This is a genomic window from Permianibacter aggregans, from assembly GCF_009756665.1.
Taxonomy (GTDB): Bacteria; Pseudomonadota; Gammaproteobacteria; order Enterobacterales; family Permianibacteraceae; genus Permianibacter; species Permianibacter aggregans.
Map to the genome: position 1 here is coordinate 2,427,903 of NZ_CP037953.1, position 26,702 is coordinate 2,454,604.

The following is a 26,702-nucleotide window of genomic DNA, read 5'->3' on the forward strand; positions in this document are numbered from 1 at the left end:
AATTGTATCGATTTGTAGCATGGAATTGTGCTGAATTCGTCGCTCCAAATAATTCCTCTGTCAGTGATTGCTAGGATCCTGTGGTCGTCATCGCTATAATCTTGCGCGACTTCTTTTTCAAGTTGGGTTTCAAGGATTAAAGCTATGTTCAGAGCGTTATTATTTACGGCGTTAATGGCGCTGTCGTCAGCCACATGGGCGCAACCAGGAATCGAAGAGTTCTTCGGTCGTGCCGAATTCAAGGCCATGAAGCTGTCGCCAGATGGCGAGCATGTCGCATTCACTTACGAAGAAAATTCCGAAGTAAAGCTGGGCATATTAAGTCTGAAGAAAAAGAAAATTCTCAGCAGTTTCGGTTTCGGCGAAAACATGCACGTGACCTATTTTGACTGGGGAACGAATGACCGTGTCATCATGGCCGTTACTAAATATACCGGTCTTTGGGACAACATGGGTCGGCCTCAGCATCTTTATGCGGCCAATATTGACGGTACCAAGAGAAAGCAAATTTTTGATATGCAGCAGTCCGTTTACACCGTGCTGCACATGCTTCCGGAAGACGAAGACCACATATTGATTGGCAAGCGGCACTGGGCTGATCCATCGCTTAAGGCTTATCGCCTGAACATCAATAATGGCAAGCTCGACTACCTGGCGGACCAACCGAAAGCGGAGGTGGTCGCCGGGCTATTAGCAGACAATAGCGGGAAAATTCGACTGGCAGTCGAGTACATCGAGGGCGAAACACTTGAAGAAGACCAAATTGCTTTACATCTGAAAACTGATGGTGACTGGAAAAAAGTATCTTTCCCCAGTAAACGAGATAAACCGCGGATACGGCCGGTAGGCTTTTCATCGGATAACAACGTTGCCTATTTTACTTCCAACCATGACTTAAGTGGCGAGGGGCCAGATGCTCTGTTCCAATACAGTTTCTCTACTGACAAAATCAGTAACATTGCTCGCCATGAGTTCACCGATCCGAACCGATTTGATGAAGGTCCGGCTGGTGGCCTGCTTTCCGTTGGCTTTTCTGTTGCAGTGCCTGAATACGTTTACCTTGATGAAAGCAGAAATGAGACGCGACTGCTGAAAGGTCTTCGTCAAGCATTCAAGAATCAGGATGTTTCAATCACTTCTTACTCTGCTGATGGCAAGAAGGCGATCGTTGCGGTAGAGAGCGACACGAACCCTGGAGAATTCTATTTGGCGGATGTAGAAACCGGTGCGGTAAGTTATCTTGCGGAAACTTTGCCAAAACTGCCAAAAAAGAACTTAGTGCCGATGAGACCGATCGAGTTCACCGCTCGCGATGGGCTTAAAATTCGCGGTTACCTGACCATGCCAGAGGGCGTAGAAAAAGCTCCACTAATCGTCAATGTCCATGGTGGACCTTTCGGCGCGATTGACACATGGGGTTACAATCCAGAAGCCCAGTATTTTGCTAGCCATGGATATGCAACATTGCAAATCAACTACCGAGGTTCGGGTGGGTATGGTGAGGCGTTTGAAAAAGCTGGCTTTCGTCAGTGGGGCTGGAAAATGCAGGATGATGTTACCGATGGAACTCTCTGGGCTATCGAGAATGGTATAACTGATCGTGAAACCGTTTGTATTTACGGCGGCAGTTATGGCGGTTATGCCACACTTCGTGGTATTCAGAAGGAACCAGATCTGTACAAATGTGCGGTCGGTTACGTAGGAGTTTATGACATGCCGAAGTTTTTTAAGGGCGATGGCTCCGACGCAAGCCGAGGTGATCGCATGGATGAATGGCTTGCACAGCGAATTGCTGACAACGAAAAAGACATGATCGCGATATCGCCAGCGCACAACGTTGAAAAGATAAAAGCGGACTTATTCATCGCGCATGGCGCGAACGATGTTCGGGTTCCTATGGTGCATTTTGAGTCGCTGAAAAAAGCGTTGGACAGCGCGGGCATGCAGTTTGACTATATGGTCAAGCCTGAAGGTCATGGTTACTACCAAATGGAAAATAAGAAGGAGCTGTACAGCAAGATGCTGAAGTTTTTTAATAAAAATATCGGTCAAAAACCGAACTGAACGTTGAGAAAAAGGGCCAAAAATTGGCCCTTTTTTTGCCAAATACTTTCAGCGTTCGACAATTATCACCGGATCGCCAAAACACTGGTCGGTGCGAATCGAGTAAACATTACGGCCGACTCGCAACCGGGTTGCAGGCAACTGCCGTTGATGGCGTTGTGCGGCATCGTGACGGTTACCAGTTGCGGGTGTAGTCGGTGTTGCCACTTCCGGCGCCGATTCCAGATGTTCGTTGCCGCTGGAGTCGAATGATAAGACAAACGGGAAATCGGCTTGCCAAACGACAGTTTGGTGATGTTTAACGGCATACTCCTCCTGATCGACAACGGCGACTCCGTCCGCGCAGCTGATGGTCAGCGCGTTGGCTATAACAAGAATTATCATTGGTGTGCACCTCTTGCTTTTCTCTGTTATTTGTTGACGATGACTTTTGGATCCAGACGACCGCCATCTGTGTCGATGGAATACTCGTACTCCAAATTCCGATACGGGATTTTCGACGCGTCTAATTCTTTGGCGAACTTGGCGCCATTTTTGTGTTTGCTATCGCTCACTGCGGGAACCAGGCGATCGGTAAACCAGACATTGAAATCCTGATCGCAGGTCCATACCAATGTTCGGTCGCTATTGACTCTCAACGTGCTTTCGCCGCTCGGGATCGAGGGTTGTCCGGTGGCGGTAATGGTGACCGGAATGTAGAAAATATTGCTGCTATCACGCTTGACATCCATTGGGCTGGATGTCGGGCGCTTGGGTTGGGTACGCATAACATGCTCCTTGTTACATGATGAAAGGCTCCGGCAAACAGTTCGCGACCACTTTTGGCGTCCTGCCTTCGCCTACCCGTGAGGATTCTCCTCAACGGCTATGCCGTGGTTCTCTGGCTTCCGTGCCGCAAAAAATTCTCCGAAGTGAACAGCGGATGCTTCTGGTCAGGTATTCCACAAATCAGGAACTTTGTTGGCTGATCAATCGAATGAAACGCTGATCGGAACCAAGATAACGAAAGTCTGGATCAACGCTAACAAGATTACTCGACAGCCCCAGTTCGATTGCTCGTTTCAAATGATTGATGACGCGTTCATTGTCGCGCTTTTCCGTGGCGAGTATCGCCAGGTACAGTTCCAGTTCGGCGTTGTTGGGATACTGAACGGCAAGCCGTTGCATGCGCTCATAAGCATCCGCAATTTCATCGCGATGATGCTGATACATCAACCGCAGCGAACGGGTTTCGATGTCATCGGCCGCACTGGCGAGATAAGCGTCCAGCTTTTCCAGAGCCAGGCCGTAATAATGATTGGCGTCATTCTGTAGTCGTTGCACTCGATAGGTGTCGGCGATATTGCCGTACAGGCGAAAATCGTCCGGTGAATCTTTCAGCGCCAGTTGGTAATGACGTATCGCGTCGCTGTAGCGACCAAGGTAGTAATACAGCGTACCGAGATTGGAATAACCCGATTGACTGGCTTCCAGTTGCACGGCGCGGCTTAACGCATCGGCGGCTTCGCCAAGCTTGCCGGCCATGAATAGCGCCGCACCGAGATCGCTCCAGGCACGGCCACTGTTCGGTGCCAGGTCGACCACTTTCTGGTAATTGCCCGCAGCGTCGGTGTAGCGCCCGGAATTGAACTGAAAACGTGCCAGGGTGCGCAATGGCCGCCAGTAACCGGGTTGCATCGTGATCGCTTTCAACAAGGTGTGCTCAGCTTTCAAGGCATCGCCTCGTTGCATATGGGCATTGGCCAACAGTTCGTAAGCATCGCTGTTGCGCGGATTGATCTGCAGCGCTTTCTCGATTTCGCGAACGGCTTCGTTTTCGCGTCCAACCTGGTTCAGGTAATTGGCATAGACCAGTCGATCGCGCTCGGTGACGAAACCGTAACTGGCGATGCGTTTGCAGCTGTCGTTGGCGCGTTCCTGCGCGCTGGCTTCTTTCAGCATATTGATTCGCAGCAGCAGCAGGTGACAGTGAGTGACAACCAGAAACTGATTGTCAGGCTGTTCGGTAAGCGCCGGCGTCAGCACACGATCGAAACGTTCCAGCGTTTCCCGGTTTGGCACATCGGTCAACGCGTAGTTGGCATCCAACAATTGCCGAAATAACGGTGCCGGCATCGGTCGATAATGCTGAATGCTTGGCGCCGGAATATCGAACTGCAATGCCAGCTGTGCCGACAACGTTTGCTGGGCGCGATTGAACAGTTCCTGCAGCGTCGTGCCGCTGACGCTGAACGCACGCGCACGGCTTTCCGGGTCGGCCGATTGCAATTCAAATTGCAACGAAAGTATTTCACCCTGTCGCTCGATGTGGGTGCGCAGCATCGCGGTACCAGCGGTCGGAATTTCGCTGTCGGCGACATACACCGACGGCAAGCTCTGGAACACATCATTGAGCTGGGCGCGCAGGCCATGATGCTGCGCTTCACTGAGGCTCAACGTTGGGTCATCAAAGCGCGCAATGCTGACGTAATGTCCGGTCAATGCCGGCGGCCCGAGTTCCGGTAACGCAATGGGTGCCGCGTCTTGTTGCAGCCACCAACTGAGTGGAACCGCGAGCACGGCAACGAGCAATGCGGCGACAAACAAAGCAGGCCACAGCCGCCGATCGGAGCGGGCCATCGTAGTTTCGCCTTGCCATTGCAGCCGATACATGCGCACCGGATGCGCCAGCGCACTGACCGACAAGGGCCCCAAAAATTCACCGCCCATTTCCGGGTGTTGCAGTAATTCGTCGTGTACCTGTTCAGTGCCGTGAATCTGTTGCGCCGGTGCGGAACGCGCCAAAGCCTCGGCGACATGCACCGCTTCACCGTCGATTTGATCTTTGTGTTGTTTGACGCTGCCGACGGCGACACCAATGGCCACCGGCAGCTGTTGCTTTAGCGCAAAATCGCGCAGACTTTGCGCCGCCTGAATGGCGTTATGAGTGTTGTTGAAAACCAGTTGGCCGTCGTTACCCTGCCAGCGGCGCCAGAGGCTAGGCAGCATCATCAGCCGGCGTTCCAGCGCCGCCCGTGGTTTGCTGTGACGATTGCCGACGTCATCTTGCATTGGCGGTATATGCAGCCAGACCACGGCGGCGAGCCATTCCATCGCGCTGCTGCTGTCGCCGGTGCGTACCATGCCACTGGGGCCAACGTCGAACAGCCAGGCGATGACCAGCACCAACGGCAAGCCAAGCATCAACAACACCAGCACCAGACGCACGGTCCAGTCGGGCAAGGTCAGGGCATCGGTAATGATTTCGGTGACTTGCAGCAATAGCCACGCTGCCGCGAAATAGGCCAGCGCGGTTTGAATTACCTTGCGTCGTTTGAGCTCAAAATACCATTGGTACAAAGGGTTGCTCATGGCTCTCCTGATCCAGACTGCGGATTCGGTTCGCCACTGCGCGCGGAGTGTGTCAGTAACTTGCGTCGACGACGTGTAGGTATATAGCAGTTGCAAAGTGATCTTGCCATTCAGTCGATGTTGCTGAACAGCAAAGTGCGGCATGGCTAGCGTCAGAATATGCGGTATCTTTTTGCGACGAAGCCTGTTCAACGAAGACCAGATAAGACATCAAAATATGGTTGCTGCACTGCAGTTCACCACACACGCTTGACGAATGAATCCGAAGGGTCTCAATGTGCTGTAAATCAGCGAATGGCTGGAGTCCAAATGGTTTGCGCCGCTGATCGCTAATCAAGACGTTCGTCAAGGATCGATGCGGTCGGTTAGCTATCGATGCCGGTGCCGAATTGCGTATCGGCGATCACGGTGCTGAGCAAGCGAGTCCGCCGCGACTGTTCTACGCTTTATCGATACGCCATGCATTGTGGCATCGCCAGATTTGTTCAGCGACAGCCGGGGGATCAGCCATGCGAGCCCTGTCCGTAACCACCCGCGAACCCGATGCCTATCGGGCCGGTGCCGAACTTGGTGCCGGTTTGCGCGACTTCCAGCCGGAACAAGTGTTGTTGTTCAGCACCATCCAGTACAACGGTTCACCAGAATTGCTGCACGGCTTTTTCGATAGTTTGGGCGATGAAGTTCCGTTGCTGGGTGGCACCGGCGATGGCTTCTATGCCTCGACCGGTGCTGCGGACTGGGGCGCCGTGGCTATCGGCCTGCACAGCGAAGGCAAGCTGCGCTGGCAGGTGAGCAAAGCGACCGGTTTGGCCGCTGAACCGGAAGGCTGTACCCGTTCTGCCTTGCAACAAGCAGCAGCAGGCTTGTTGCCAACGCTTTTTCTGCTGTTTTGCGATTTCCGCAGTGATGCCACGCGGATCGAGCGCGTGATCGAACGCGAGATCAAGGTGCCGGTAGTCGGTGGCTTGGCCGGTGATGACAATCGCATTGAGCGCTGCTTTCAGTTCTGCGGTCGCGAAGTGCTGACCGACAGTGCCGTGGCGCTCGCGATTGACGGACCACTCAAGTACGAAATTCGCATCGGCAATTCGATACCAGCCATTGGCGATACCGGCCAAGTCGATGTCGCCAGCGACACGGAAATCCAGCGCATTAATGGTTTGTCGGCTTCTGATTTCATCGAGCAGCAAACTGGCAAGCCAATCCTGCACAGCGACCGTGGGGTAACGACATTCACGGTCATTGATGCCGATAATCCGTCTGTTCGTCGTTTGCGCTCGATTGTTCAGGATCGCTGCGAACGCGACGGCGCGCTTCGCTTGTACGGTGGCATCGAAGCCGGCAAACGCATTCAGGTGTGTTTGGCGCGGCCAAGCGAATTGGTCGCCGAAGTGCAAAGCCTCGCCGACGAGTTGGTCGACAGCGGCTTCACGCCCGCCGCAGCGGTGATTGTCAGTTGTGCCGGTCGCAAATGGCTGCTTGGCGCCGACGTCGAACAAGAAGTGCAGCTACTTAAAGCGCGCATCGATCCCAATCTGCCGTTAGCGGGTTTTCCCTCATTCGGTGAAATCGGGCCGCTCAAACTGGACACCGGTTACAGCGCCAACCTGTTTCACAACATGACCTATGTGCTGTTGATGCTCGGCAAGTAAACACCACCGCAACGAGGTGCAAGCGATTCGCTTATGAGCGTGCAACTGCTGACTACGATCACACCGCCGCCACCGGGTTTTTCTCCGACCGATTTGGCGCGCTGGCAATTGCTGACCGGTACGGTTGCCTTGTACACCGATAATATGGAACGGGTTCTGCAGGAAATTGGCGATTGGTCAAGGATGCGCGGGGTGGTGATCACCGAGAACGACACGCCGAGCAGTCAAGCGCTACATTCTCACCTGCAATGGCTGCGCTTGCCCGCAGCATGGCGCAATGAAGTCGCGATTCTGGTGCGACCGATGCTCGATTATCTGAATACCAGTGCTGAGCTGGAAATTCAGCAACGTCAGCGTGACCATCAACTGGCAAGGCTGAGTTATGACTTTACTGGCATGCACAGCGACTATCAGCGGGTAACCAGCAAGCTGCAGCGGCAACTACAGCAATTGCGTGAGACCGAAACCGCGCTGACGCAATTGAACGATCAACTTGAACAACGAGTGAGCTTGCGTACGGCAGAACTGGAAACGGCGCTTAATGACTTGGAATCGTTTTCGTTCTCGGTTTCGCATGATTTGCGCGCACCGTTACGTGCCATTATCGGCTTTACCGATGATTTGCGTCAGCGTATCGATGATCGGCTGAGTGACGATGAACGCGGGCAAGTGGAGCGCGTGCTGCAACTTGCGCATCGGATGAATCAGCTCATCGATGATCTACTGCGGCTAGCGCAAACCAGTCAGTCGCCATTACAGCCGTCGCGCATCGACTTAAGCCAACTGGTTTGTGAAGTCTGGCAGGACTTGGATCAACATGAACCGGAACGGCGCATCGCCTTCGTGTGTGAGCCGACTCCGCCAGTACTGGCCGATCCAGCGCTGATTCGTGTCGTGCTGGAAAATCTGCTCGGCAACGCCCGCAAATTCACCCAGAAAGTCACGGCAGCACAAGTCAGCTTTGCTTACGATACTGACCACTCGGCGTATGTCGTCAGCGATAACGGCGCCGGTTTTGATATGGCGCATGCCGATCAACTGTTTGCGCCGTTCCGGCGCCTGCATAGACAAGAGCAATTTGAAGGTACCGGTATCGGCTTGGCGACCGTAGCGCGCATTATCCATCGCCATGGATGCCGGATATGGCCGCAAGCGAGCGTCAATCAGGGCGCGCGGTTCTTCTTTACGTTGCCACCGGTAACATGAGCTTTTCAGGTCAAGCAAAGCGCCCGGCAATCATTCTTGCTGCTGCCGATGAGCGTTCATCATCCGAAAGCGGTTCGCGTTTGCCCAGCCGGGACAGAGGCCGCTGCATTGTAAAAGAGCGTGGTCCAGTGATAACAACAAACGGCGGAAGCCGGGTTTGATGGGGTGCGGGGAAACAAGTGTTCAACCTGCGGACATCGCAGAGCCGGCGGTCAACAATTCCGACTAATTTGACAGCTTTAGCGTCTGTTTTTCTTACACTAATTCTCCAGTACCTAGAGTAATGCCATCGTAACCAATTCATTTTGTTCAACATAATTTTCTTCGGAGTGCGTGGTCTATTTTTTGCCTCATCTGCTTAGGGCGTTGGCAAATTTGCCCGCTCTAACACGCAAGGAGATAAGCCGATGAAGTTTTCAAGGTTATTGTTATTTCCGCTTCTGTTAATTCTGAGTAGCCAAAGCTATGCCACCATTATCGAGACGGTACATTTGGAGTTCGAGTCTGGGGCGGAGTGGAACGGCACCATCACGTTTAACGATGGATACGAAGGGATGATCGCTACGGAGGGCTACCTGACCGGGGGTGTTCATTCGTTCAACGAATATTTCTCTTGGACCTGGTGGCATGGCACCAGCCAACCGAACCCGCAGGACTTCAACAGTGATGGTTACTACACCGACTGGCTGATGAATCTGGCTTATCCCGATTACACGATGTACATCGGTTTGTCGTGGGATGTGCTGGCGTCGGTTGCGGCCGGAAGCGTCCAGTTTGTTCTATTGCAGGACAACTATTACAGCGGCAACCAAGCGTATGACGATCTGCTCACTGACTACTCGGTCGATGTCCCCGCGCCAGCGGGAGTAGGCTTGATAGCATTAGGCTTGCTCGCACTCATGCGCCGCAGGGCTTAACCCCACGCGCAACCAAGACAGAAACCTGTCTGTTCATTCCGGGAAAGCCGGGACGACAGACAGGTTCATTTCGGCGCAAAGGAAAGGTTTCGCCGCAGAATCCATGGCTTTTGGCCGGCCTAATAAGCGTTTACACTGCGCGCGAAACCGATTCAGCGCTAACGCTCTTCTACGATGACCCCTACCGACGTCAAATTACTAAAAGCTTCCAATAACTTGCAGCTTCGTTACGCCAGCGGCGAGCAGTTCGATCTGCCGGCCGAATACCTGCGCGTGCATTCACCATCGGCTGAGGTGCGTGGTCACGGCGCGGCTGAACCGAAGCTGGTGTTTGGCAAGGCCGATGTCGGCATTCGCACCATTGCGCCGGTTGGCCACTACGCGCTGAAAATCGTCTTTGACGATGGCCACGATACCGGTCTGTACACCTGGACCTATCTGTATGAGCTGGGCCGCGATCAGGCGGAGAAGTGGCAGGCCTATTTGGCAAGGCTGGAGCGCGAAGGCAAAAGCCGGCAGCCGAAACCCAAGCCGAACCCGAGCGGCCCGGCGTTCACCGAACTGAAATAGCCTTGCGCTGGTGCAGTGTCCGCCCATGGGCATTCATGCGACAATACCGCCCCTTTTTGGTCATAAGCCCCGCGCCCATGCACGAGCACGACGAATCCACCCATTTCGGCTACCAAACCGTCAAGAAATCGGAAAAGCAGAAGAAAGTGGCGGAAGTCTTCCATTCGGTGGCCGGCAAATACGACCTGATGAACGATCTGATGTCGTTCGGTGTTCACCGCCTGTGGAAGCGCTACACGCTGGAAATGGCCGGTTTGCGCTGCGGCATGCAGGTGCTCGACCTGGCCGGTGGCACCGGCGATCTGGCGGCGCTGTTCTCACCGCGGGTCGGCCCGAACGGCAAAATCATCGTCGCCGACATCAATAGCTCGATGCTGGAAGTTGGCCGCGCGAAGCTGGCCGATAAGGGCGTCGTCGGTAACCTCGAATTCGTCCAGGCCAATGCCGAATGCCTGCCGTTCGCCGACAACCATTTTGATTTGGTCAGCATCGCGTTCGGCCTGCGCAACGTCACCGACAAGGACAAGGCGCTGGCCTCGATGTGCCGGGTACTGAAGCCAGGCGGTCGGCTGCTGGTGCTGGAATTCTCCAAACCACAAAATGAGCTGCTCAGCACAGTCTACGACCAGTATTCCTTCAACGTGCTGCCATTGATGGGCAAGCTCGTCACCAACGATGCCGACAGCTACCGTTACCTGGCCGAATCGATACGCATGCACCCGGACCAAGCGACGCTGCAGCAAATGTGTCTCGATGCCGGTTTTGCCGAATGCGAAGTGTTCAACCTGACCGGCGGCGTCGTGGCGCTGCACCGGGCTTTCAAGGCGTAATCGCGAACCATGCTGCCCGTGCTGTTGCTCGCCATGCTGGAAGCGCCGGTCAACCGGTTGATTGCGCTCGACCCGTTGGCGCCGCCCAAGTTGAAGGCGCTGGAAGGCAAACCGCTGGCTGTCGAACTGACAGGTCTGCAGTGGCGCTTGTTATTGTCGGTCGACGCCGGCTGCTTGCGCTTTGCCAGCGAAGGTCAGGCTGCTGTCACCTTGAGCGGTCGTCTGGTCGATTTCGCGCAAGTGGCCAGCCAGGGCGGCGACATGGCCGCTGGCACTTTGCAAGTCACCGGTGATGTTGGCGCTGCCCAGCGCTGGCAGCGTTTCTTTACCGAACTGCAACCGGATTTCGATGAACAGTTGGCGCAATGGATTGGCGATTTGCCAGCCCATCAGCTCGGCCAGTTGTTCCGCCAGATCGGTGAAGCGCTGCGGCAATTGCTGCTTCAGAGTCAGAGTGCCAGCGTCGAGTTTTTACAAGAGGAAGGCCGCTGGCTGGTCGCCCGCGCCGAAATGCAGCAGTTTCTTGATGAGGTCGATGCCTTGCGCGCTCGTGCCGATACCTTATTGAACCAAGCCAGAAAGCAAGGAGTGGGTTGATGCGCTATTGGCATTTAACACTGCGCATTTTTCGCATCATCCGCACGCTGATTCATTACCGTCTCGATCAGGATTTGCGCGAGCAGCATTTAACGCTGCCGCTGCTGTTCCTGCGTGTCTTGTTCTTCTGGCAAAAGCGTTGTTCGATTGCGTTATCACCCGCTGAGCGCTTGCGCCGTGCGCTCATTGAGCTCGGGCCATTGTTTGTCAAATTCGGCCAGATGCTGTCGACCCGTCGCGATCTGCTGACGCCGGAATACGCCAACGCCCTGGCCGAGTTGCAGGACAAGGTGCCGCCATTCGACGCTGCCTTGGCGCGCCAGCGCATTGAAGCCTCGCTGGAACAACCGATCGAAAAACTGTTCAAAAGTTTTAGTGAGCTGCCATTGGCGTCAGCCTCGGTGGCGCAAGTGCATGCTGCTGAATTGCATACCGGCGAGCAAGTGGTCGTAAAAATCATCCGGCCGCGCATTCGTCGGCAAATCGCCGAAGATTTGCGTGTGCTGCACTGGCTGGCCGTGCGCGTTGAACGCAATCATATCGATGGCCCGCGTCTGCGCCCGCGCGAAGTCATTCGTGATTACGAACACACGCTGCTCGATGAGCTGGATTTACGCGTCGAAGCCGCCAATACCTCGGCGCTGAAGCGCAATTTCGACGGCAGCGATTTATTGTACGTACCACAGGTGCACTGGCCCTATGTTCGCCGCAACGTGCTGGTCATGGAGCGTATTTACGGTGTGCCGATTGGCGATGTTGCGGCACTGATCAATGCCGGTGTCGACATGAAAGAACTGTCTTCGCGCGGTGTGCAGATTTTTTTCACGCAAGTATTTCGTGATCGGTTTTTCCACGCCGATATGCATCCAGGCAATATTTTTGTCGATGTCAGCGACCCGAAAAAGCCACGCTATATCGCGGTTGATTGCGCCATCATGGGTTCGCTGTCTGAGCGTGATCAGTTGTATCTGGCGGAAAATTTTGTCGCCTTTTTCAACCGCGATTATCGCCGTGTAGCCGAGCTGCATCTGCAATCGGGCTGGGTGCCGGAAGGCACCTCCGTAGAGGCGTTCGAATCGGCGATTCGCGCCAACTGCGAACCGATCTTCGGCAAACCCCTAAGCGAAATCAGCTTCGGCGCGTTTTTGCTGTCGCTGTTCCAAACCGCACGCCGCTTTAACATGAGCGTGCAGCCACAATTGGTGTTGCTGCAAAAAACGCTGTTTTATGTCGAAGGCCTTGGTCGCCAGCTCTATCCGGAACTTGACCTCTGGCAAACGGCCAAACCTTATCTGGAAAGCTGGTCGGCCGAACGGGTCAGCCCGCGCAAGGTTTGGACATCGCTGAAGCGCCAGGCGCCTACTTGGCTCGCCAAGCTGCCGGATCTGCCGAATCAGATGTTGAGTGCGCTGGAGCAACAGGCCAATCGTGCCTTGCTGGCCAGTCAGCAATTGCAGCAGCAGCGTTTGCAGCGCGAACAGCAATTTGGCCGTTGGCAGCAGCTGATCGGCGGATTGCTGCTGGTTGGTGCTGGCGTACTGCTGCCGCTGAAATGGCCGCCGTTGAGTATCGCCGTATTGGCCGCTGCTGGGCTGTTTCTGTTGTTTGATGGCTATCGCCGGCAAAAATGACGCAATCGGCAGCAGCGCCTGGGCTGGCGCGCTATCATGAGAGCATGCTGCCCATGAAGGAGCAGGGATTCCGCTAATCGCAGGAGCTTGAAGACCATGACCGACTGTATTTTTTGCAAAATCATTGCCGGCGATATTCCGTCCAGCAAAGTCTATGAAGACGACAAGATCTACGCGTTCAAGGACATTCACCCGAAAGCGAAAGTGCACCTGCTGGTGGTGCCGCGGAAACATATTGAAACATTGGCGCATGCAAAAGCCGATGACGCCGAGCTGTTAAGCCATATGATACTGAGCCTGCCAAAAATCGCCCGTGAACAGGGGCTGGAAAGCGGATTCCGGACGGTGCTCAATACCGGCGCCGGTGGCGGCCAGGAAGTGTTCCACATGCATTTTCATATTCTCGGTGGCGGCGCCATGCCGTTCACTGTTTAATCCACGTTGAGGAGTACCACCATGATTGGTTGGCCGGAGTTACTGATTATTCTTGTTGTGGCGCTGTTGTTGTTCGGCTCGAAAAAGCTGGCCAACGTCGGCTCCGATTTGGGCGCCGCGATCAAAGGCTTCAAGAAGTCGGTGCGTGAAGGCGAAGACGAAGCGAAAAAAGAAGACGCCGACAACGCCAAAAAAGAAATCGGCAACGACAGCGACAAGAAAACCAACTAAACCATGTTTGATATCGGTTTTCTGGAATTGATCGTTATCGGTCTGGTGGCACTACTGGTGCTCGGACCGACCAAGCTGATTGAGCTGGCGCGTATCGTCGGTCGTTGGGTCGGCAAGCTGCGTCATCAATTCAATGACATCAAAGCCGATATCGACCGGGAGCTGGAAGTCGATGAAATGCGCCGCCGCCTGGCCGAAGAAGAGCGCAAACTGCGTGAGGAAATGCAGGTCAAGCCGGTCGATCTCAATCTGAGTCCCGATCAGGAACCGACAATTCATCCGCCGTCCGATTCAGAAATAAAAAAAGCCGAAACGATAAGCGCAGAAAACCGCACGACAGAAAACAGAAATACCGAAGCCGAATCGAAACCTAGCTGATGAACGCGCGCCACTCTGAAAACAGCACTGCTCAAGGCAGTCGTGAAATGCCGTTGATGGCGCATCTCGTTGAACTGCGCAACCGGCTGATGAAAGTGGCCGTCGTGCTGATCATCTGCTTCTTGCCATTTGTGTATTTCGCCAAGGAGCTTTACCAGTTTTTTGCCTTGCCGATGCGCAAGTTTTTACCGCAAGGCTCAATGATGATTGCCACCGAGGTCGGCTCCACTTTTTTTGCGCCATTTAAATTGGCCATCGTTGCCGCGTTATTTGTCGCGATGCCTTACTTGCTTTATCAGATTTGGGCTTTTGTTTCTCCAGGCCTATACCGGCACGAAAAGCGTTTGGCAAAACCTTTGCTATTTTCCGCGATACTGCTGTTTTATATCGGCATGGCCTTCGCGTACTTTTTCGTTTTTCCGGTCATCTTTGGTTTCTTTGCCGGCATTGAACTCGAAGGCGTTGCTTACATGCCGGACATCCGCATGTATTTCGATTTCGCCATCTTCTTGCTGTTCGCGTTTGGCATCAGTTTTGAAATTCCGGTGGCCGTGCTGATTCTGGTCAAGCTCGGTGCGGTGTCTGTCGAGTCTTTGCGCAACTCGCGTCCGTATATCATTGTCGGCATATTCGTTACCGCTGCGGTGCTGACTCCGCCCGATCCGATTTCGCAATCGATGATGGCGGTACCGATGGTATTGCTGTTTGAAGGTGGGGTATTGCTGGCCCGTTTGTTAACCAAATCCAATAACCAGACCGAAACGGTATCGGAGTAGAACAATGAGCAAGTATCTGGTGGTCGCATTAAGTCTTGTTGCCCTGAGCAGCCAAGCCGAGCAACAAGCCTGGCAACAATGCGCCGTGATTCAGCATAACGATGCCAGGCTGGCCTGCTATGACGCTTATGCCCGCAGCTTGTCGAGTACTCATGCGCCAAAAATAGTGGAAGAAATGCCGGCCCCTGTCGTTGCGACCCAACCGGGTGCGACAGCTGTGGTTGTTCCGGCCAAACCGGTCGAGCGCGTGCAGCCGGAAATCGTCAAACCGGAAGTCGTAAAACCGGAATCAAACGAAAAAACTTTTGGCCTCGAGCAAAAAATTATTGCTGAACAGCAGGTAGAGGAGATTGTCACTCGTTTCGACGGCAAGTTCACCGGCTGGGAGCCAAAACAGGAAATTACGCTTGCCAACGGCCAGGTTTGGCAAATCTCCGACAATAGCAGCGCGCATCACTATGTCGACAATCCGGAGATCACCATCAAACGTGGAATGTTTGGTTCCTTCTATATGAAAATCGAAGGGCTTAACCGCTCGCCAAAAGTAAAACGCATCAAATAAGCCCATCAACCGATGATCGACATCGGCGTCAATTTGACGTCATCACAGTTTAGTGAAGACTGGCGCGCTGTCAACGAGCGCGCTCAAGCTGCCGGTGTAAGTACCATGCTGATCACCGGCACATCAGTTAACGACAGCGTGCAGGCGCAAGCACTGGCGCAGCAACTCGGCTGCTACAGCACGGCGGGTGTCCACCCGCACAACGCCAGTCAGTGGCAACCAAACTCGAATACCATATTGCAAACGCTGTTAAAGTCGCCGCACGTTGTTGCAGTAGGTGAATGCGGTCTCGATTACGACCGCAACTTTTCGACGCCAGAGGCACAGCGCTACGCTTTTCAACAGCAACTGGAAATCGCGGTTAGTGTCGGTAAACCCCTGTTCCTGCATTGTCGTGAAGCACATGATGATTTTCTGCGAATGCTGAAACCACTCTGGCCATCGCTTCACGGTGGTGTGCTGCACTGCTTCACCGGCAGCGACAAAGCGCTGGAAGAATGCCTGGAGTTAGGTTTGTATATCGGTATCACCGGTTGGCTATGCGACGAACGCCGTGGTCAGTTATTGCAACAGCAAGTCCGGCGCATTCCCTTATCGCGTTTGTTGCTGGAAACCGATGCGCCCTATCTGCTGCCACGCGATCTGTCACCAAAACCCAAATCTCGTCGTAACGAGCCAATGTATCTGCCGCATATCGCCAGGCGCGTTGCCGAGCTGACCGGCACGGCATTCGACGAACTGGTCGCACAAACCAGTGAAAACGCCCGTCGCTTGTTTCACATACCAGCTTCATCGGCCCCGGCAAATATGCTCTAATCGGCCACTATCGTGGGTTGATAAGGGAACTCATCTCATGTCCAGTGCAACAGGCCAATGCCTCTGTGGTGATGTCAAATTTTCTGTGCAACTGCCGGTCAAATGGTGCGCGCATTGCCACTGCAGTCTATGTCAGCGCGCCCATGGTGCGGCCATCGTCACCTGGGTAGGTGTCGCAGAAGGCCAGTATCACATTGACGCCAAAGATCTGCGCTGGTTTGCCTCGTCGGAACAAGGTGAACGCGCACACTGCGGCCGTTGCGGCACGCCACTGTTTTTCCGCTCAACGCGCTGGCCGGGTGAATTGCACATCAGCCGCGCCTGTATCGACAGTAATGAGTTAACGTTACCCCAAGCTCATGTTTACTGCCGTTCAGCCGCGTCTTGGCTTTCATGTCACGATCAACTGCCACGCTTTACCACCGTGCCCAGCGAACAGAACGCAGCCGCTCCACAACAAGGATAATTCATGTCGTCGCGTAATCCATTTGAGTTAATGTCGCAGCGTCGTTTCCTGCCGTTTTTCGTGACGCAGTTTCTCGGTGCTTTCAACGATAACCTGTTCAAGATCGCGCTGGTTTTGATGGTTACTTACAGCGGCTTGTACAGCGAAGGAGAAATCAATCTCCTGGCCAACATCGCCAACGGATTGTTCATACTACCGTTCTTTATCTTCTCGGCAACCTTCGGCCAGCTCGCCGATAAATACGAAAAAGCCCAGCTGATTCGTGTCACCAAGGTCATGGAAATCGTAATCATGCTGGTGGCGCTGCTCGGATTCTATTTATTCAGTTTGCCCATACTGCTAACAGCACTGTTCTTGATGGGCGCACAATCAACGTTATTCGGTCCGGTCAAATACGGCATTTTGCCGCAGCATCTACGTCGCGATGAATTGATGGGCGGTAACGGCTTGATTGAGATGGGCACCTTCGTCGCGATTTTGCTCGGACAATTGGTCGCAAGTTACATGCTGCAGATCGGGTTGCTGCACGAAGCAGCAATGCTGATGGTCGGTTTGTCGTTTATGGGCTTGATGACATCGATCGCTATTCCTCCTGCCCCTGCTTCTGATCCGAACCTGAAAATCAACTGGAACTTCTTTACTGAAACCACCAAGCTAATCCGTTACACCGCTCAGCATCGTGAAGTATTTTTGGCCGTGCTGGGCATTTCCTGGTTCTGGTTTTACGGCGCGCTGATCCTGGCACAAATGCCGGCTTATTCGCGTTTGGTGTTGCTCGGGTCGGAATCGGTGTTCAGTTTGATTCTGGCGACATTCACGCTAGGTATCGGTATCGGTTCGGTGCTTTGTGAAAAAATGTCGCAAGGTCGAATAGAGCTTGGCTTGGTGCCATTTGGTTCCATCGGCCTGACCATTTTTGCTGTCGATTTATTTTTTGCCAGCGATTTTCGCGCTGGCGCTGAAATGGCAACGTTCCAACAATTCATTGCCGAAAGCGGTTCCTGGCGAGTCATTGCTGATATCTTTCTGATGGGCTTGTTCGGCGGCTTTTACATTGTGCCGCTCTACACGATGGTGCAGACGCGCACACCGGAAACCCATATTTCCCGTGTCATTGCCGCCAACAACGTTTTGAACGCCGGTTTCATGGTGGTTGCTGCTGGCGTTGGGGCGGGCCTGCTGGCCGCTGGCGCGGAAATTCCCCATCTCTTTCTGCTCTGTGGCGTACTGACCGCCGTAATTTCCGTGATCATTTTCCGATTGATGCCGGAATTCGTCTTGCGCTTTTTTGCCTGGCTGCTGATCAACACCATCTATCGATTACGCGTTCGCCAAATCGAGCAAGTGCCGCAAGAAGGTGCCGCCGTGCTCGTCTGCAATCATGTCAGCTATGTCGATGCCATCGTCATCGCTGCTGCGGTATCGCGGCCGATTCGTTTCATCATGGACCATCGCATCTTTAAGGTACCGGTGCTGTCCTGGATCTTCAGAACCATGCGCACCATTCCGATTGCTTCCGCGAAAGAAGATCCGGAGCTGAAAGAAAAGGCGATGACCGAGGCGGCAGAAGCGCTGAAAAACGGTGAACTGATTTGCATCTTCCCGGAAGGAAAGCTGACGGCTGACGGCGAAATGAGCCCATTCCGCCCGGGCGTAGAAGACATTCTCAGCCGTTGTCCGGCACCGGTTATTCCAATGGCATTACAAGGCCTGTGGCACAGCTTTTTCTCGCGTCGCGGTGGTGCGGCAATGCGCGGTTTGCCGTATCGTTTCTTCAAGAAGATTCATTTGGTCGTTGGTGAGCCAATGCCCGTTACCGCCAAAGCTGAAGATATGGAGAGTGTTGTCCGAGAGCTTCGGGGCGACCAGCGCTGACAAGGGTAAGTAGACAAGTCATTATTGATCCCCCTCTTTATCAAGGGCGAGCACGGATAAAATCACGGTGCCAGTGCACCGTGATTCCGGCGCAGTGCCAGCCGCTCTGTCGGCTCGCCAGGCAGCTAAAAAGTGCACACGTTTCGATCCCCCTCCTTTCAAAGGAGGGGCTGGGGGTGGTTAAATCTCTCAACAACAAAATCAAAAAGGAAACATCATGGCCGGCGCAAATCCCACCAAAGCCATCCTCTACGCACTGGCTGCCAACGGCGCCATCGCCATCAGCAAATACGTCGCGGCATTCATCACCTCCTCCGGCTCGATGCTCGCTGAAGCGGTGCACTCAACCGCCGATTGTGGCAACCAGTTATTACTGCTACTTGGCCTTAAACAGGCCAAACGGCCGCCCAGTCCGGACTACCCGCTTGGCTACGGTAAAGAAACCTATTTCTGGTCGTTCATCGTCGCCTTGATGTTGTTCAGCATCGGTGGTTTGTTCTCCATTTACGAAGGCTGGCACAAACTCCATGAACCAGAACCGTTGAGTTATCCACTACTGGCTCTCGGCGTGCTCGCGTTCGGCATCATCGCTGAAGCATTCTCGATGTGGGGTTGCCTGGTCGAAGTCAACAAATCCCGCGGCGATCGATCACTGTGGCAATGGTTCCGGCAATCTCGCAATAGTGAATTGGTCGTTATCTTTGGTGAAGATCTTGCCGCGTTACTGGGCTTGGTGCTCGCGTTCGTCGCCGTAACGCTGGCCTGGGTCACCGGCAATCCCATGTGGGATGCGCTCGGCAGCATCGGCATCGGCGTATTGCTGATTATTATCGCCATACTTATTGGTATCGAAGTCAAAGCCATGCTGATTGGCCAGGGCGTAGAAGAGCGCGAGAAAGCCAAAATGCTGGCTGTGCTACAGCAACATCCAGCGGTCGAACAAATCTATAACTTGCTGAGCCTGCAACTCGGCAGCGATGTCATGGTCGCGATTAAAGCGAGATTAAAACCACAAGGCAGCGAGCAGCAATTGATCGCCAATATCAATGACATTGAAAGGCAATTCAAGCAGGCCTTTCCCCAGGTCATGTGGCTATTCTTCGAGCCCGATATCGCAGACTAACTGTTCAGATGTAGTAAAAGCCGAAGAGGTCAGTGTCGATGCTTAACTCATGGTCAATACCCAAATTCCTGTACGGGGTACTCCTGGTTGTCCATGCCACACTGATCGCTTTGACGTTGGAGAACCTGCCCGACCCATTCGCGACACATTTCAATACCGCTAATGAACCGGATCGCTGGCTTTCCCATCACCAGTATTGGCTGGTACAAGCGCTAATCAGCGTAATAACTCCCGCGCTCCTTGTCATGTTGCTGAGTTTGAGCAATCGACTACCCAGCTACCTGATCAATTTGCCGAACAAGGACTATTGGCTACACCCCGACCGGCAGGCCGAAACGCAACGAACAATCATTCGTTTCGGCTGGTGGATGGCCTGCATCATCATCGCGTTCTGTAGCGGAATGCATTACAACCTCGTTGTCGCCAACCAAGGTAAAACACCAACTCTGCACGGAAGATTGCTGCTGATAACCGTCGCGCTATTTATCTTTGCGATAGTCGTATGGTTAAAGCAACTACACCGGGAATTCTCTGCTCCAGACAACTCTTCGAGTATTTGATGCTTTTCATGGTAGCAAGTTTATGCTCGGGCTGAGCGCTGTGCTAGAAGCTTTCAGAAAGTTGGCCATAGTAACCGGCCACTAAGAGGACTAAACTGATAAAGCTGAGAAGGTTAACCCATGGCTTTTCTTCTGTGCTGGAGAAAAGCGACTTAAGGGTAAATTTTTCACTGAACTTCAGTGGTGGTGCCGCTGAGAAAATTACTGTTACGGCAACAAGGGTAAAGCCTGTTGCGATTACCGCTCGGCTAACTTCTTCGTCTTGGTAAAAATCAACAAAATTCAAAACGCCTAGGGCAAGAAAAATCACGGTTTCCCAAACACGCATATTTGCTCCATGAATTTTTTTCTTTTAACGCTCAGCTAACCGGCCGCTGATTGATTTTGTGTAAGAATGCGCGAAGCGCCGCACAAAAGCAAACACTGGCCAGTGGTCAGGCTGACCCGATTGTTAAGCCTATTTTGATTTTTTAAAATAAGGGGAGGCATGATCAGTTAAACGATAGGAGACGCCTAAGTCTTGGCTTAGACGTGTGCCAGAAATATCTTTAAGTTGCACATACCACACACGTGTAACATCGTCTATATACTCGGCGTGCTGAAGGTTAGCAAAACTTATATTTTTATTTTCTAAATTTGTATTGAGGCGTTCCAATACCTCAGCTTCATAAACGTACCAAAAATGGACGGGAATACAGGCATCAGATTTGCAGTTTGTAGAAGGATAAAGCCCCGTATATTTCACGCTCTTTACTTTCACTACTAACAAAATTTCATCGTGTGAAGGATTGAGTTTTGATAAAAGCTCAGAATCTGGTTCTGTGTATGTCGTTGCACATGCTGAAAGTGCTAGGCATAAGAATAAAATGAACCGCATTTGTAGCTTAACGCTTGGGGTAGCCGGCCGCTGGCCGGGGGTTGATTTTGTGCGAATATGCGCGCAGCGCCGCACAAAAGCAAGCACGGTTTGGTGGTCGCGGCTGACCGCTTTGTTACAAACATTTTTTTGAAAACTCATAAAAGCCAACTTCCCTTGGTGCACTTGCGGCTTTGGTAAGTTCAAAGGACTCCACTAATACTGGGTGGTCTTCTGCTTTAGCTAAAATAGATAACCCAACTATTAAGGGCCCTGTGCGCTCAGCATAGATAAACGACTGCGTGAATGAGCCCCGTGACACCGTGATTGACGTGATGCCATTTACATTTTTTACGTTTTCTGCGGCAAATGGAAAGACGAAATCACAGTTGTGATTCGAGCCAAGTGAGTAGGAAAATAAACCTCTGGAGTCATTCTCAACTAGCAGAACGGAGCCATATGTGGCTCCGAAGTTGCTGAAACCCTCCCACACATTTTCTGTACTAGCCGCGAGTGCCGAGTTAGCAAGTAGCGCCGCTATGAATGCGAGGTGGTTTTTTGTATTCATTTAATGTTTATAACGCCAAGCTAATTGGCAACCTGAAAAGTGATTGCGTTGTGCGAATATGCGCGAAGCGCCGCACAAAAGCAAGCACGGTTTGGCGGTCCCGGCTGACCTGGTTGTTACATTTAATTTGATACATCACAACCCCAACCATCGTAATGAACCGAATATTCCTCGCTAATTGCATTGAGCAGAATCGATGTTTTTGTAATGTTATGAAAGTCAGTGCAGTCGATACTTGTGCATTTTAAAAAATAGCCTGAATGATGCTTATCAATTATGAGATTAGAAAAATCCATTAAAAGCAGCAATTCAGAAAGAGAGATCAATTTTTGTTCATCATCAGATGTAAATGTGTGATCAATTAATCTAACTACCTGATCGTCATCGCCTTTCTCAGCTAACGACCTCAGCGTTGATTTGTCGAGTTCAATTTGTTGTTTGTATTGTTCTTTCATTAAATTTAACGCCTAGGTAGCCGGCCGCCAAGCCGGGGTTGATTTTGTGCGAATATGCGCGTAGCGCCGCACAAAAGCAAGCACTGGCCAGTGGTCAGGCTGACCCGCTTGTTAGGGAGACTTTGAGTCCGAGTGCTTTGTTGGTTGGGTTAAGTTTTTAGGTCTTCTAATAGTTTGGCTAGCACTCTTCAAGTGCGCCGTAACTATTGGCTGAGCATTAATAATGCTGAGTCACATTTTTCCTTCAGAGAGTCAATGTTTTCTTTTTCTAGATTTTCTATTATTTCGTTAATTTGTGGTTGATATATTTCTGTTAGATCACTTTCAGAGAGGTCATCTCCGAGCTCACTTTTTAAAAGCTCTAGACCTTCCATGATGTAGGTAATATTGTTGTTGGCCCATCTTGCGTAAGTACTTTGATACTCTTGTCCAAATTTCTCGCTACATTTTTCAATGATTGGCTCAAGTAGGAGGGAGGACTCAAAAAACTGTTTCTTAGCTTCTGTTTCAGTATCGGCTAAAGCCTCAGAGCTAATTAAGACTGCCACTAAAATCATTAAGTGCTTTTTCATTTTTATACCTAACGCCTGGGTAGCCGGCCGCTGGTCGGTGATTGATTTTGTGCGAATATGCGCGAAGCGCCGCACAAAAGCAAGCACTGGCCAGTGGTCAGGCTGAGAACGTTAACTGGCGGAGCCATCCTCTTCTCGAGCTGGGTACGCTCCGGCAACTGCCATTCCTGCAAAGTAAGCTATTACCAAACCGAAGATAACAAGAGCCACGGAATATACTGCTGAGCTCACCGGTATGAGAAAGTTAATTGCACCAAAAGTTAGTAGCGAAGCAAAAAGGGTTTTGAAAATAGATTTGTTATTCTTCTGTGCTTCTCTAGTGATAACGGGAAAAACCATGAGCATCAAGAATGTTGACTTAAAGATGCTCGCTACTATGAACATATAAATTTCGTGAACCATGTTTTGATGTGGCCTAACGCCGGGGTAGCCGGCCGCTGGCTGGTGGTTGATTTTGTGTGAGAATGCGCGAAGCGCCACGCAAAAGCAAGCACTGGCCGGCGGTCGGGCTGACCCAATTGTTAGGGCAGTGGCTTGAAAGCCGCATGGCCGGTTAATGGTATTTTTTGATTTAAGTTTGTTACTTTTGGGTTTCGGGCAATGCGGTTGAGGTTTGCTCTGAACCGGACTAGATATACTCTGCGAGATTGCTGCAATGCATGCAGTAAACGCATCGTACCAGCACCCAGCTAACTTTGATGATCGGTTTGGATTGAACGAACTATTGAAGAAGCGGGATGTATCAAAATTGAGAAAGTGCCGAAGAAAAAATATTCCGTATTACCGCCTTGGCACCGTCAGTTCCTTTTAAATTTCGTGGCCCTAACGCCTGGGTAGCCGGCCGCTGGCCGGTGATTGATTTTGTGTGAGAATGCGCGAAGCGCCACACAAAAGCAAGCACTGGCCAGTGGTCAGGCTGACCCAGTTGTTATGAGCTTTTATCAAGTTCAAATACAAGCACATACTCACCACAACGGTTTGTTTCTGTGTGTGAGTTAAACTTCCAGCTTTCCGCTGCGGTAATTGCCGCTAAATCAAAAACACCTTCTGGTTTTGACTCAACAACACTTACTTTGTGCGCGTGACCATTTGGGGCCACGAGTATCCTAATTTTAACCCAGCCTTCTTGCCCGCAAGCTTTTGCAGGGTACTGAGGTGGGGTTGAGGCCAGAATGCTTAGGTTTTTATTCGTGCATTCATCCGCTGCCGACAATGCAGAAAAGAGGGCTATCAAAGCTGCAACAAATGGTGAGCTGGCTTTCAATTATTTTGGCTCATAACGCTTGGGGTAGCCGGCCGCTGGCCGGGGATTGATTTTGTGTGAGAATGCGCGAAGCGCCACACAAAAGCAAGCACTGGCCGGCGGTCGGGCTGACCCACTTGTTAGGGCTGTGCCTTGAAAGCCGCATGGCCGGTTAATGGTATTTTTAGATTTAAGTTTGTTACTTTTGGGTTTCGGGCAATGCGGTTGAGGTTTGCTCTGAACCGGACTAGATATACTCTGCGAGATTGCTGCAATGCATGCAGTAAACGCATCGTACCAGCACCCAGCTAACTTTGATGATCGGTTTGGATTGAACAAGCTATTGAAGAAGCGGGATGTATCAAAATTGAGAAAGTGCCGAAGAAAAAATATTCCGTATTACCGCCTTGGCACCGTCAGTTCCTTTTAAATTTCGTGGCCCTAACGCCGGGGTAGCCGGCCGCTGGCTGGTGGTTGATTTTGTGTGAGAATGCGCGAAGCGCCACGCAAAAGCAAGCACTGGCCGGCGGTCGGGCTGACCCAATTGTTAGGGCAGTGGCTTGAAAGCCGCATGGCCGGTTAATGGTATTTTTTGATTTAAGTTTGTTACTTTTGGGTTTCGGGCAATGCGGTTGAGGTTTGCTCTGAACCGGACTAGATATACTCTGCGAGATTGCTGCAATGCATGCAGTAAACGCATCGTACCAGCACCCAGCTAACTTTGATGATCGGTTTGGATTGAACGAACTATTGAAGAAGCGGGATGTATCAAAATTGAGAAAGTGCCGAAGAAAAAATATTCCGTATTACCGCCTTGGCACCGTCAGTTCCTTTTAAATTTCGTGGCCCTAACAGTTTATTAGACGGACGGCAGGATAATATATATTGTTATCTAGACGTCTGTATAATATTTGTATAAACGTCCCAGAAGAACTCTGAGCTGAATGAAGGAAGCGCCATGGAGCGGCAGGTTAGTGAAGCGGAAAAACGCTTTTGGGACAAATATTTAGCGCAGTTGGACCGTTATGGTGTGCGGGCGCATCAGCGCCGTCACTATGTCAAGGTCAGTGAGCACTACCTATCACTAAATACAGACAAGAAATTGCGCCTGCATGGCGCCGATGACATTAATTCCTATTTTCACTTCCTTGCTGGATTGCGACTACTTTCGTGGCAGTTTAAGCAACGTATCTGGGCTATCCGCCATTTGTTCAAATTGACCAATCCGCAATTGGAGCGTGGTTTTGACTGGCGTGCCTGGATCGCACAGGCTGAAGCATTGCCCAAGGAGCACCCTACTGTCGCACGGGAGAATGACCCGATTGCTGACTCGTTGATACCTGAGCCGGTTGTTTCGCATTTGGCACCCGAGTTGATCAGGCAGGAGATAGAGAAACTCAAGCTGGTACTGAGAGCAGGCGATTATGCAATTCGTACAGAGCAGTCGTACATTCTTTGGCTGCGCAAATTTTTCCGGTTCTGCGACAAAGTTGGTGAGTCTATCGGTGCGGATGATGTCTCACGCTACCTGACATTTTTGGCGGTACGGCAGCATGTATCGAGCAGCACTCAGGCATTGGTGTTGAACGCTATCGTTTATTACTGGCGTCACATTCTCAAGCGCGACCCAGAGCATCTGCAGTTTTCGCGCAGTAATCGTCCACAGCGTTTGCCGGTAGTGTTGTCGCAAGATGAGGTAATGAGGCTGCTGACGCAATTGCGCGGCGTGAATCATTTGCTGGGTAGTTTGCTTTACGGAACTGGTATGCGGTTGATGGAGGCTATCCGATTACGGGTTCAGGATGTCGATTTTGCTTACCAGCAAATCACGGTTCGCGATGGAAAAGGCAAGAAAGATCGAGTGGTTCCGTTGCCCCAAAGTTTGGTGCCGAGGTTGCAACAGCAATTGGCGCAGACTAAAGCGCTACACGAGCAGGATCTGCGCAATGGTGGTGGCGATGTGTTTTTGCCCAGCGCCTTGGCGCGAAAACACCCCAAAGCTGCATACGACTGGCGATGGCAGTACATATTCCCGAGCGCAGCACTGAGTACTGATCCACGCAGCAAACATGTCCGGCGGCATCACCTGCATGAAACGGGTTTACAGCGTGCTATCAAAAACGCGAGCACGGCTGCACAGATCTCCAAACGTGTCAGTCCGCATACGTTGCGACATTGCTTTGCTACGCATTTACTGGAGGCCGGCCATGACATTCGAACCGTGCAGGAGTTGTTGGGGCACGCTAACGTGGCAACCACGATGATTTACACGCATGTGCTGAATAAAGGCGGTCGTGGGGTGGCGAGTCCCTTGGATCGGTTGCTGGGGGCAAAACACGTCAAAGAAGCGGCGGCGGTTTACGGTTTAAGCGCAGCATTTACCTAACCGTTCTGCTGTAACCAGAACGTCGCCGGCCCATCATTCTCCAGCGCCACTTTCATGTCGGCGCCAAACTGGCCACTGGCGACGTTGGGGTGCAATGCCTGCAATTGTTGCCAGGCGTAGCGGAACATTTGCTCGCCGAAGGCGGGGGCAGCAGCGGTGGAAAATCCGGGCCGGTTGCCTTTGCGAGTGTCGGCTGCCAGCGTGAATTGCGGCACCAGCAATACGCCGCCATCGATATCGCGCACCGAGCGATTCATTTTGCCTTGTTCATCCGAAAAGATGCGGTAGTTCAGCACCCGTTCCAGCAGTCGATCGGCGACGGCTTCGTTGTCTTGTGGTTCGGCGCAGAGAAACACCAGCAAACCGGTGTCGACTTTGCCAATACATTCTCCGGCCACCGTGACGCTGGCGTGATTTACTCGTTGCAGTAATGCGATCATCGTGTCGTATGGATTCCCGTTAATCAGTCGTTCGGCGGCGCTTATCGCATGACCGCGAGGCTTGTCTCGCCGCACCGTTTTCGATGCATGGAATACCGCATGATAGCGGAGCTTGTAAGCAGCGAACAGGAAAGAGGAATGG

28 protein-coding genes are annotated in these 26,702 nt (G+C 52.2%); 19 read left to right on the top strand and 9 right to left on the bottom strand.

Annotated elements, in window-relative coordinates:
* Positions 1 to 144: 144 nt before the first annotated feature.
* Positions 145 to 2,064, top strand: coding sequence for an alpha/beta hydrolase family protein (locus tag E2H98_RS10665; protein WP_133589396.1), 1,920 nt, complete (start codon positions 145 to 147; stop codon positions 2,062 to 2,064).
* Between the two features lie 48 nt (positions 2,065 to 2,112).
* Here the strand turns inward: E2H98_RS10665 and E2H98_RS10670 are convergent, their stop codons facing one another.
* The 3 genes from E2H98_RS10670 to E2H98_RS10680 form a co-directional block, all read right to left on the bottom strand.
* Positions 2,113 to 2,448: a hypothetical protein gene (locus E2H98_RS10670; protein WP_133589394.1), complete on the bottom strand. Its 336-nt coding sequence runs from the start codon at positions 2,446 to 2,448 to the stop codon at positions 2,113 to 2,115.
* A 26-nt stretch (positions 2,449 to 2,474) separates the two neighbouring features.
* Positions 2,475 to 2,831, bottom strand: a complete 357-nt coding sequence (locus E2H98_RS10675) for a hypothetical protein (RefSeq protein ID WP_133589392.1) — start codon at positions 2,829 to 2,831, stop codon at positions 2,475 to 2,477.
* A gap of 181 nt (positions 2,832 to 3,012) precedes the next feature.
* Complete coding sequence (locus E2H98_RS10680) at positions 3,013 to 5,415, bottom strand: tetratricopeptide repeat protein (RefSeq protein WP_162848158.1); 2,403 nt, start codon at positions 5,413 to 5,415, stop codon at positions 3,013 to 3,015.
* A 509-nt stretch (positions 5,416 to 5,924) separates the two neighbouring features.
* Here E2H98_RS10680 and E2H98_RS10685 point away from each other — a divergent pair.
* The 17 genes from E2H98_RS10685 to E2H98_RS10765 all read left to right on the top strand — a co-directional run bounded on the left by E2H98_RS10685 (position 5,925) and on the right by E2H98_RS10765 (position 20,040).
* Positions 5,925 to 7,067 (top strand): FIST signal transduction protein, encoded by a 1,143-nt coding sequence (locus E2H98_RS10685; RefSeq protein ID WP_133589388.1) that lies wholly within the window; start codon positions 5,925 to 5,927, stop codon positions 7,065 to 7,067.
* Positions 7,068 to 7,100: 33 nt separating this feature from the next.
* Positions 7,101 to 8,273 (top strand): sensor histidine kinase, encoded by a 1,173-nt coding sequence (locus E2H98_RS10690; RefSeq protein WP_133589386.1) that lies wholly within the window; start codon positions 7,101 to 7,103, stop codon positions 8,271 to 8,273.
* Positions 8,274 to 8,680: 407 nt separating this feature from the next.
* The gene (locus tag E2H98_RS10695; RefSeq protein WP_133589384.1) at positions 8,681 to 9,190 is read left to right on the top strand and encodes a hypothetical protein; all 510 of its coding nucleotides are present in this window, start codon (positions 8,681 to 8,683) and stop codon (positions 9,188 to 9,190) included.
* Positions 9,191 to 9,364: 174 nt separating this feature from the next.
* On the top strand, positions 9,365 to 9,760 hold the full coding sequence (locus E2H98_RS10700; RefSeq protein ID WP_133589382.1) for a gamma-butyrobetaine hydroxylase-like domain-containing protein: 396 nt from the start codon (positions 9,365 to 9,367) through the stop codon (positions 9,758 to 9,760).
* Positions 9,761 to 9,837: 77 nt separating this feature from the next.
* Positions 9,838 to 10,590 carry a bifunctional demethylmenaquinone methyltransferase/2-methoxy-6-polyprenyl-1,4-benzoquinol methylase UbiE gene (ubiE, locus tag E2H98_RS10705; protein WP_133589380.1) on the top strand — a complete coding sequence of 251 codons (753 nt, stop codon included), beginning with the start codon at positions 9,838 to 9,840 and terminating at the stop codon, positions 10,588 to 10,590.
* A gap of 9 nt (positions 10,591 to 10,599) precedes the next feature.
* Positions 10,600 to 11,187, top strand: a complete 588-nt coding sequence (locus E2H98_RS10710) for a ubiquinone biosynthesis accessory factor UbiJ (protein WP_133589378.1) — start codon at positions 10,600 to 10,602, stop codon at positions 11,185 to 11,187.
* The gene (ubiB, locus tag E2H98_RS10715; RefSeq protein WP_133589376.1) at positions 11,187 to 12,818 is read left to right on the top strand and encodes a ubiquinone biosynthesis regulatory protein kinase UbiB; all 1,632 of its coding nucleotides are present in this window, start codon (positions 11,187 to 11,189) and stop codon (positions 12,816 to 12,818) included. The genes E2H98_RS10710 and ubiB overlap by 1 nt, the downstream gene beginning before the upstream one ends.
* 96 nt (positions 12,819 to 12,914) lie before the next feature.
* Complete coding sequence (locus tag E2H98_RS10720; protein ID WP_133589374.1) at positions 12,915 to 13,253, top strand: histidine triad nucleotide-binding protein; 339 nt, start codon at positions 12,915 to 12,917, stop codon at positions 13,251 to 13,253.
* 21 nt (positions 13,254 to 13,274) lie between these two features.
* Positions 13,275 to 13,484, top strand: coding sequence for a twin-arginine translocase TatA/TatE family subunit (gene tatA / locus E2H98_RS10725; protein WP_133589372.1), 210 nt, complete (start codon positions 13,275 to 13,277; stop codon positions 13,482 to 13,484).
* Positions 13,485 to 13,487: 3 nt separating this feature from the next.
* Positions 13,488 to 13,862, top strand: a complete 375-nt coding sequence (gene tatB / locus E2H98_RS10730) for a Sec-independent protein translocase protein TatB (protein WP_133589370.1) — start codon at positions 13,488 to 13,490, stop codon at positions 13,860 to 13,862.
* Complete coding sequence (gene tatC / locus E2H98_RS10735; RefSeq protein ID WP_133589368.1) at positions 13,862 to 14,638, top strand: twin-arginine translocase subunit TatC; 777 nt, start codon at positions 13,862 to 13,864, stop codon at positions 14,636 to 14,638. The genes tatB and tatC overlap by 1 nt, the downstream gene beginning before the upstream one ends.
* 4 nt (positions 14,639 to 14,642) lie before the next feature.
* Positions 14,643 to 15,200 (top strand): hypothetical protein, encoded by a 558-nt coding sequence (locus tag E2H98_RS10740; protein ID WP_133589366.1) that lies wholly within the window; start codon positions 14,643 to 14,645, stop codon positions 15,198 to 15,200.
* A gap of 12 nt (positions 15,201 to 15,212) precedes the next feature.
* Entirely contained in the window at positions 15,213 to 16,016 is an 804-nt protein-coding gene (locus tag E2H98_RS10745) for a TatD family hydrolase (protein ID WP_133589364.1), read from the top strand.
* A gap of 37 nt (positions 16,017 to 16,053) precedes the next feature.
* Positions 16,054 to 16,482 (top strand): GFA family protein, encoded by a 429-nt coding sequence (locus tag E2H98_RS10750; protein ID WP_133589362.1) that lies wholly within the window; start codon positions 16,054 to 16,056, stop codon positions 16,480 to 16,482.
* A gap of 3 nt (positions 16,483 to 16,485) precedes the next feature.
* Entirely contained in the window at positions 16,486 to 18,357 is a 1,872-nt protein-coding gene (locus tag E2H98_RS10755; RefSeq protein WP_133589360.1) for an MFS transporter, read from the top strand.
* Positions 18,358 to 18,574: 217 nt separating this feature from the next.
* Positions 18,575 to 19,480 (top strand): cation diffusion facilitator family transporter, encoded by a 906-nt coding sequence (locus E2H98_RS10760; protein WP_133589358.1) that lies wholly within the window; start codon positions 18,575 to 18,577, stop codon positions 19,478 to 19,480.
* 38 nt (positions 19,481 to 19,518) lie between these two features.
* A complete protein-coding gene (locus E2H98_RS10765; RefSeq protein ID WP_133589356.1) occupies positions 19,519 to 20,040 on the top strand; it encodes a DUF1648 domain-containing protein in 522 nt (173 codons plus the stop codon).
* A gap of 43 nt (positions 20,041 to 20,083) precedes the next feature.
* On the opposite strand, the gene E2H98_RS10770 is transcribed toward E2H98_RS10765, so the two are convergent.
* The 5 genes from E2H98_RS10770 to E2H98_RS10790 all read right to left on the bottom strand — a co-directional run bounded on the left by E2H98_RS10770 (position 20,084) and on the right by E2H98_RS10790 (position 23,755).
* Positions 20,084 to 20,368, bottom strand: a complete 285-nt coding sequence (locus tag E2H98_RS10770) for a hypothetical protein (protein WP_133589354.1) — start codon at positions 20,366 to 20,368, stop codon at positions 20,084 to 20,086.
* A gap of 129 nt (positions 20,369 to 20,497) precedes the next feature.
* On the bottom strand, positions 20,498 to 21,058 hold the full coding sequence (locus tag E2H98_RS10775) for a hypothetical protein (protein ID WP_133589352.1): 561 nt from the start codon (positions 21,056 to 21,058) through the stop codon (positions 20,498 to 20,500).
* Positions 21,059 to 21,586: 528 nt separating this feature from the next.
* Positions 21,587 to 21,919, bottom strand: a complete 333-nt coding sequence (locus tag E2H98_RS10780; RefSeq protein WP_133589350.1) for a ribonuclease E inhibitor RraB — start codon at positions 21,917 to 21,919, stop codon at positions 21,587 to 21,589.
* A 203-nt stretch (positions 21,920 to 22,122) separates the two neighbouring features.
* Positions 22,123 to 22,491, bottom strand: coding sequence for a hypothetical protein (locus E2H98_RS10785; RefSeq protein ID WP_133589349.1), 369 nt, complete (start codon positions 22,489 to 22,491; stop codon positions 22,123 to 22,125).
* Between the two features lie 928 nt (positions 22,492 to 23,419).
* Complete coding sequence (locus E2H98_RS10790; RefSeq protein ID WP_133589347.1) at positions 23,420 to 23,755, bottom strand: energy transducer TonB; 336 nt, start codon at positions 23,753 to 23,755, stop codon at positions 23,420 to 23,422.
* Between the two features lie 937 nt (positions 23,756 to 24,692).
* On the opposite strand from E2H98_RS10790, the gene E2H98_RS10795 reads away from it, so the two are divergent.
* A complete protein-coding gene (locus tag E2H98_RS10795) occupies positions 24,693 to 26,120 on the top strand; it encodes an integron integrase (protein WP_133589345.1) in 1,428 nt (475 codons plus the stop codon).
* Here the strand turns inward: E2H98_RS10795 and dtd are convergent.
* On the bottom strand, positions 26,117 to 26,560 hold the full coding sequence (gene dtd / locus E2H98_RS10800; protein WP_133589343.1) for a D-aminoacyl-tRNA deacylase: 444 nt from the start codon (positions 26,558 to 26,560) through the stop codon (positions 26,117 to 26,119). The two genes, E2H98_RS10795 and dtd, sit on opposite strands and share 4 nt — an antisense overlap.
* Positions 26,561 to 26,702 lie beyond the last annotated feature (142 nt).

Excerpts from the sequence above, each read along its gene's own strand:
- dtd (WP_133589343.1), bottom strand. The coding sequence starts at position 26,560 with ATGATCGCATTACTGCAACGAGTAAATCACGCCAGCGTCACGGTGGCC.
- ubiE (WP_133589380.1), top strand. The coding sequence starts at position 9,838 with ATGCACGAGCACGACGAATCCACCCATTTCGGCTACCAAACCGTCAAG.
- E2H98_RS10750 (WP_133589362.1), top strand. The coding sequence starts at position 16,054 with ATGTCCAGTGCAACAGGCCAATGCCTCTGTGGTGATGTCAAATTTTCT.
- tatB (WP_133589370.1), top strand. The coding sequence starts at position 13,488 with ATGTTTGATATCGGTTTTCTGGAATTGATCGTTATCGGTCTGGTGGCA.
- E2H98_RS10665 (WP_133589396.1), top strand. The coding sequence starts at position 145 with ATGTTCAGAGCGTTATTATTTACGGCGTTAATGGCGCTGTCGTCAGCC.
- tatC (WP_133589368.1), top strand. The coding sequence starts at position 13,862 with ATGAACGCGCGCCACTCTGAAAACAGCACTGCTCAAGGCAGTCGTGAA.
- tatA (WP_133589372.1), top strand. The coding sequence starts at position 13,275 with ATGATTGGTTGGCCGGAGTTACTGATTATTCTTGTTGTGGCGCTGTTG.
- E2H98_RS10745 (WP_133589364.1), top strand. The coding sequence starts at position 15,213 with ATGATCGACATCGGCGTCAATTTGACGTCATCACAGTTTAGTGAAGAC.
- E2H98_RS10690 (WP_133589386.1), top strand. The coding sequence starts at position 7,101 with ATGAGCGTGCAACTGCTGACTACGATCACACCGCCGCCACCGGGTTTT.
- E2H98_RS10720 (WP_133589374.1), top strand. The coding sequence starts at position 12,915 with ATGACCGACTGTATTTTTTGCAAAATCATTGCCGGCGATATTCCGTCC.
- E2H98_RS10770 (WP_133589354.1), bottom strand. The coding sequence starts at position 20,368 with ATGCGTGTTTGGGAAACCGTGATTTTTCTTGCCCTAGGCGTTTTGAAT.
- E2H98_RS10785 (WP_133589349.1), bottom strand. The coding sequence starts at position 22,491 with ATGAAAAAGCACTTAATGATTTTAGTGGCAGTCTTAATTAGCTCTGAG.
- E2H98_RS10795 (WP_133589345.1), top strand. The coding sequence starts at position 24,693 with ATGGAGCGGCAGGTTAGTGAAGCGGAAAAACGCTTTTGGGACAAATAT.
- E2H98_RS10675 (WP_133589392.1), bottom strand. The coding sequence starts at position 2,831 with ATGCGTACCCAACCCAAGCGCCCGACATCCAGCCCAATGGATGTCAAG.
- E2H98_RS10760 (WP_133589358.1), top strand. The coding sequence starts at position 18,575 with ATGGCCGGCGCAAATCCCACCAAAGCCATCCTCTACGCACTGGCTGCC.
- E2H98_RS10695 (WP_133589384.1), top strand. The coding sequence starts at position 8,681 with ATGAAGTTTTCAAGGTTATTGTTATTTCCGCTTCTGTTAATTCTGAGT.
- E2H98_RS10775 (WP_133589352.1), bottom strand. The coding sequence starts at position 21,058 with ATGAGTTTTCAAAAAAATGTTTGTAACAAAGCGGTCAGCCGCGACCAC.
- E2H98_RS10740 (WP_133589366.1), top strand. The coding sequence starts at position 14,643 with ATGAGCAAGTATCTGGTGGTCGCATTAAGTCTTGTTGCCCTGAGCAGC.
- E2H98_RS10755 (WP_133589360.1), top strand. The coding sequence starts at position 16,486 with ATGTCGTCGCGTAATCCATTTGAGTTAATGTCGCAGCGTCGTTTCCTG.
- E2H98_RS10680 (WP_162848158.1), bottom strand. The coding sequence starts at position 5,415 with ATGAGCAACCCTTTGTACCAATGGTATTTTGAGCTCAAACGACGCAAG.
- E2H98_RS10765 (WP_133589356.1), top strand. The coding sequence starts at position 19,519 with ATGCTTAACTCATGGTCAATACCCAAATTCCTGTACGGGGTACTCCTG.
- E2H98_RS10710 (WP_133589378.1), top strand. The coding sequence starts at position 10,600 with ATGCTGCCCGTGCTGTTGCTCGCCATGCTGGAAGCGCCGGTCAACCGG.
- ubiB (WP_133589376.1), top strand. The coding sequence starts at position 11,187 with ATGCGCTATTGGCATTTAACACTGCGCATTTTTCGCATCATCCGCACG.
- E2H98_RS10700 (WP_133589382.1), top strand. The coding sequence starts at position 9,365 with ATGACCCCTACCGACGTCAAATTACTAAAAGCTTCCAATAACTTGCAG.
- E2H98_RS10685 (WP_133589388.1), top strand. The coding sequence starts at position 5,925 with ATGCGAGCCCTGTCCGTAACCACCCGCGAACCCGATGCCTATCGGGCC.
- E2H98_RS10780 (WP_133589350.1), bottom strand. The coding sequence starts at position 21,919 with ATGAAAGAACAATACAAACAACAAATTGAACTCGACAAATCAACGCTG.
- E2H98_RS10670 (WP_133589394.1), bottom strand. The coding sequence starts at position 2,448 with ATGATAATTCTTGTTATAGCCAACGCGCTGACCATCAGCTGCGCGGAC.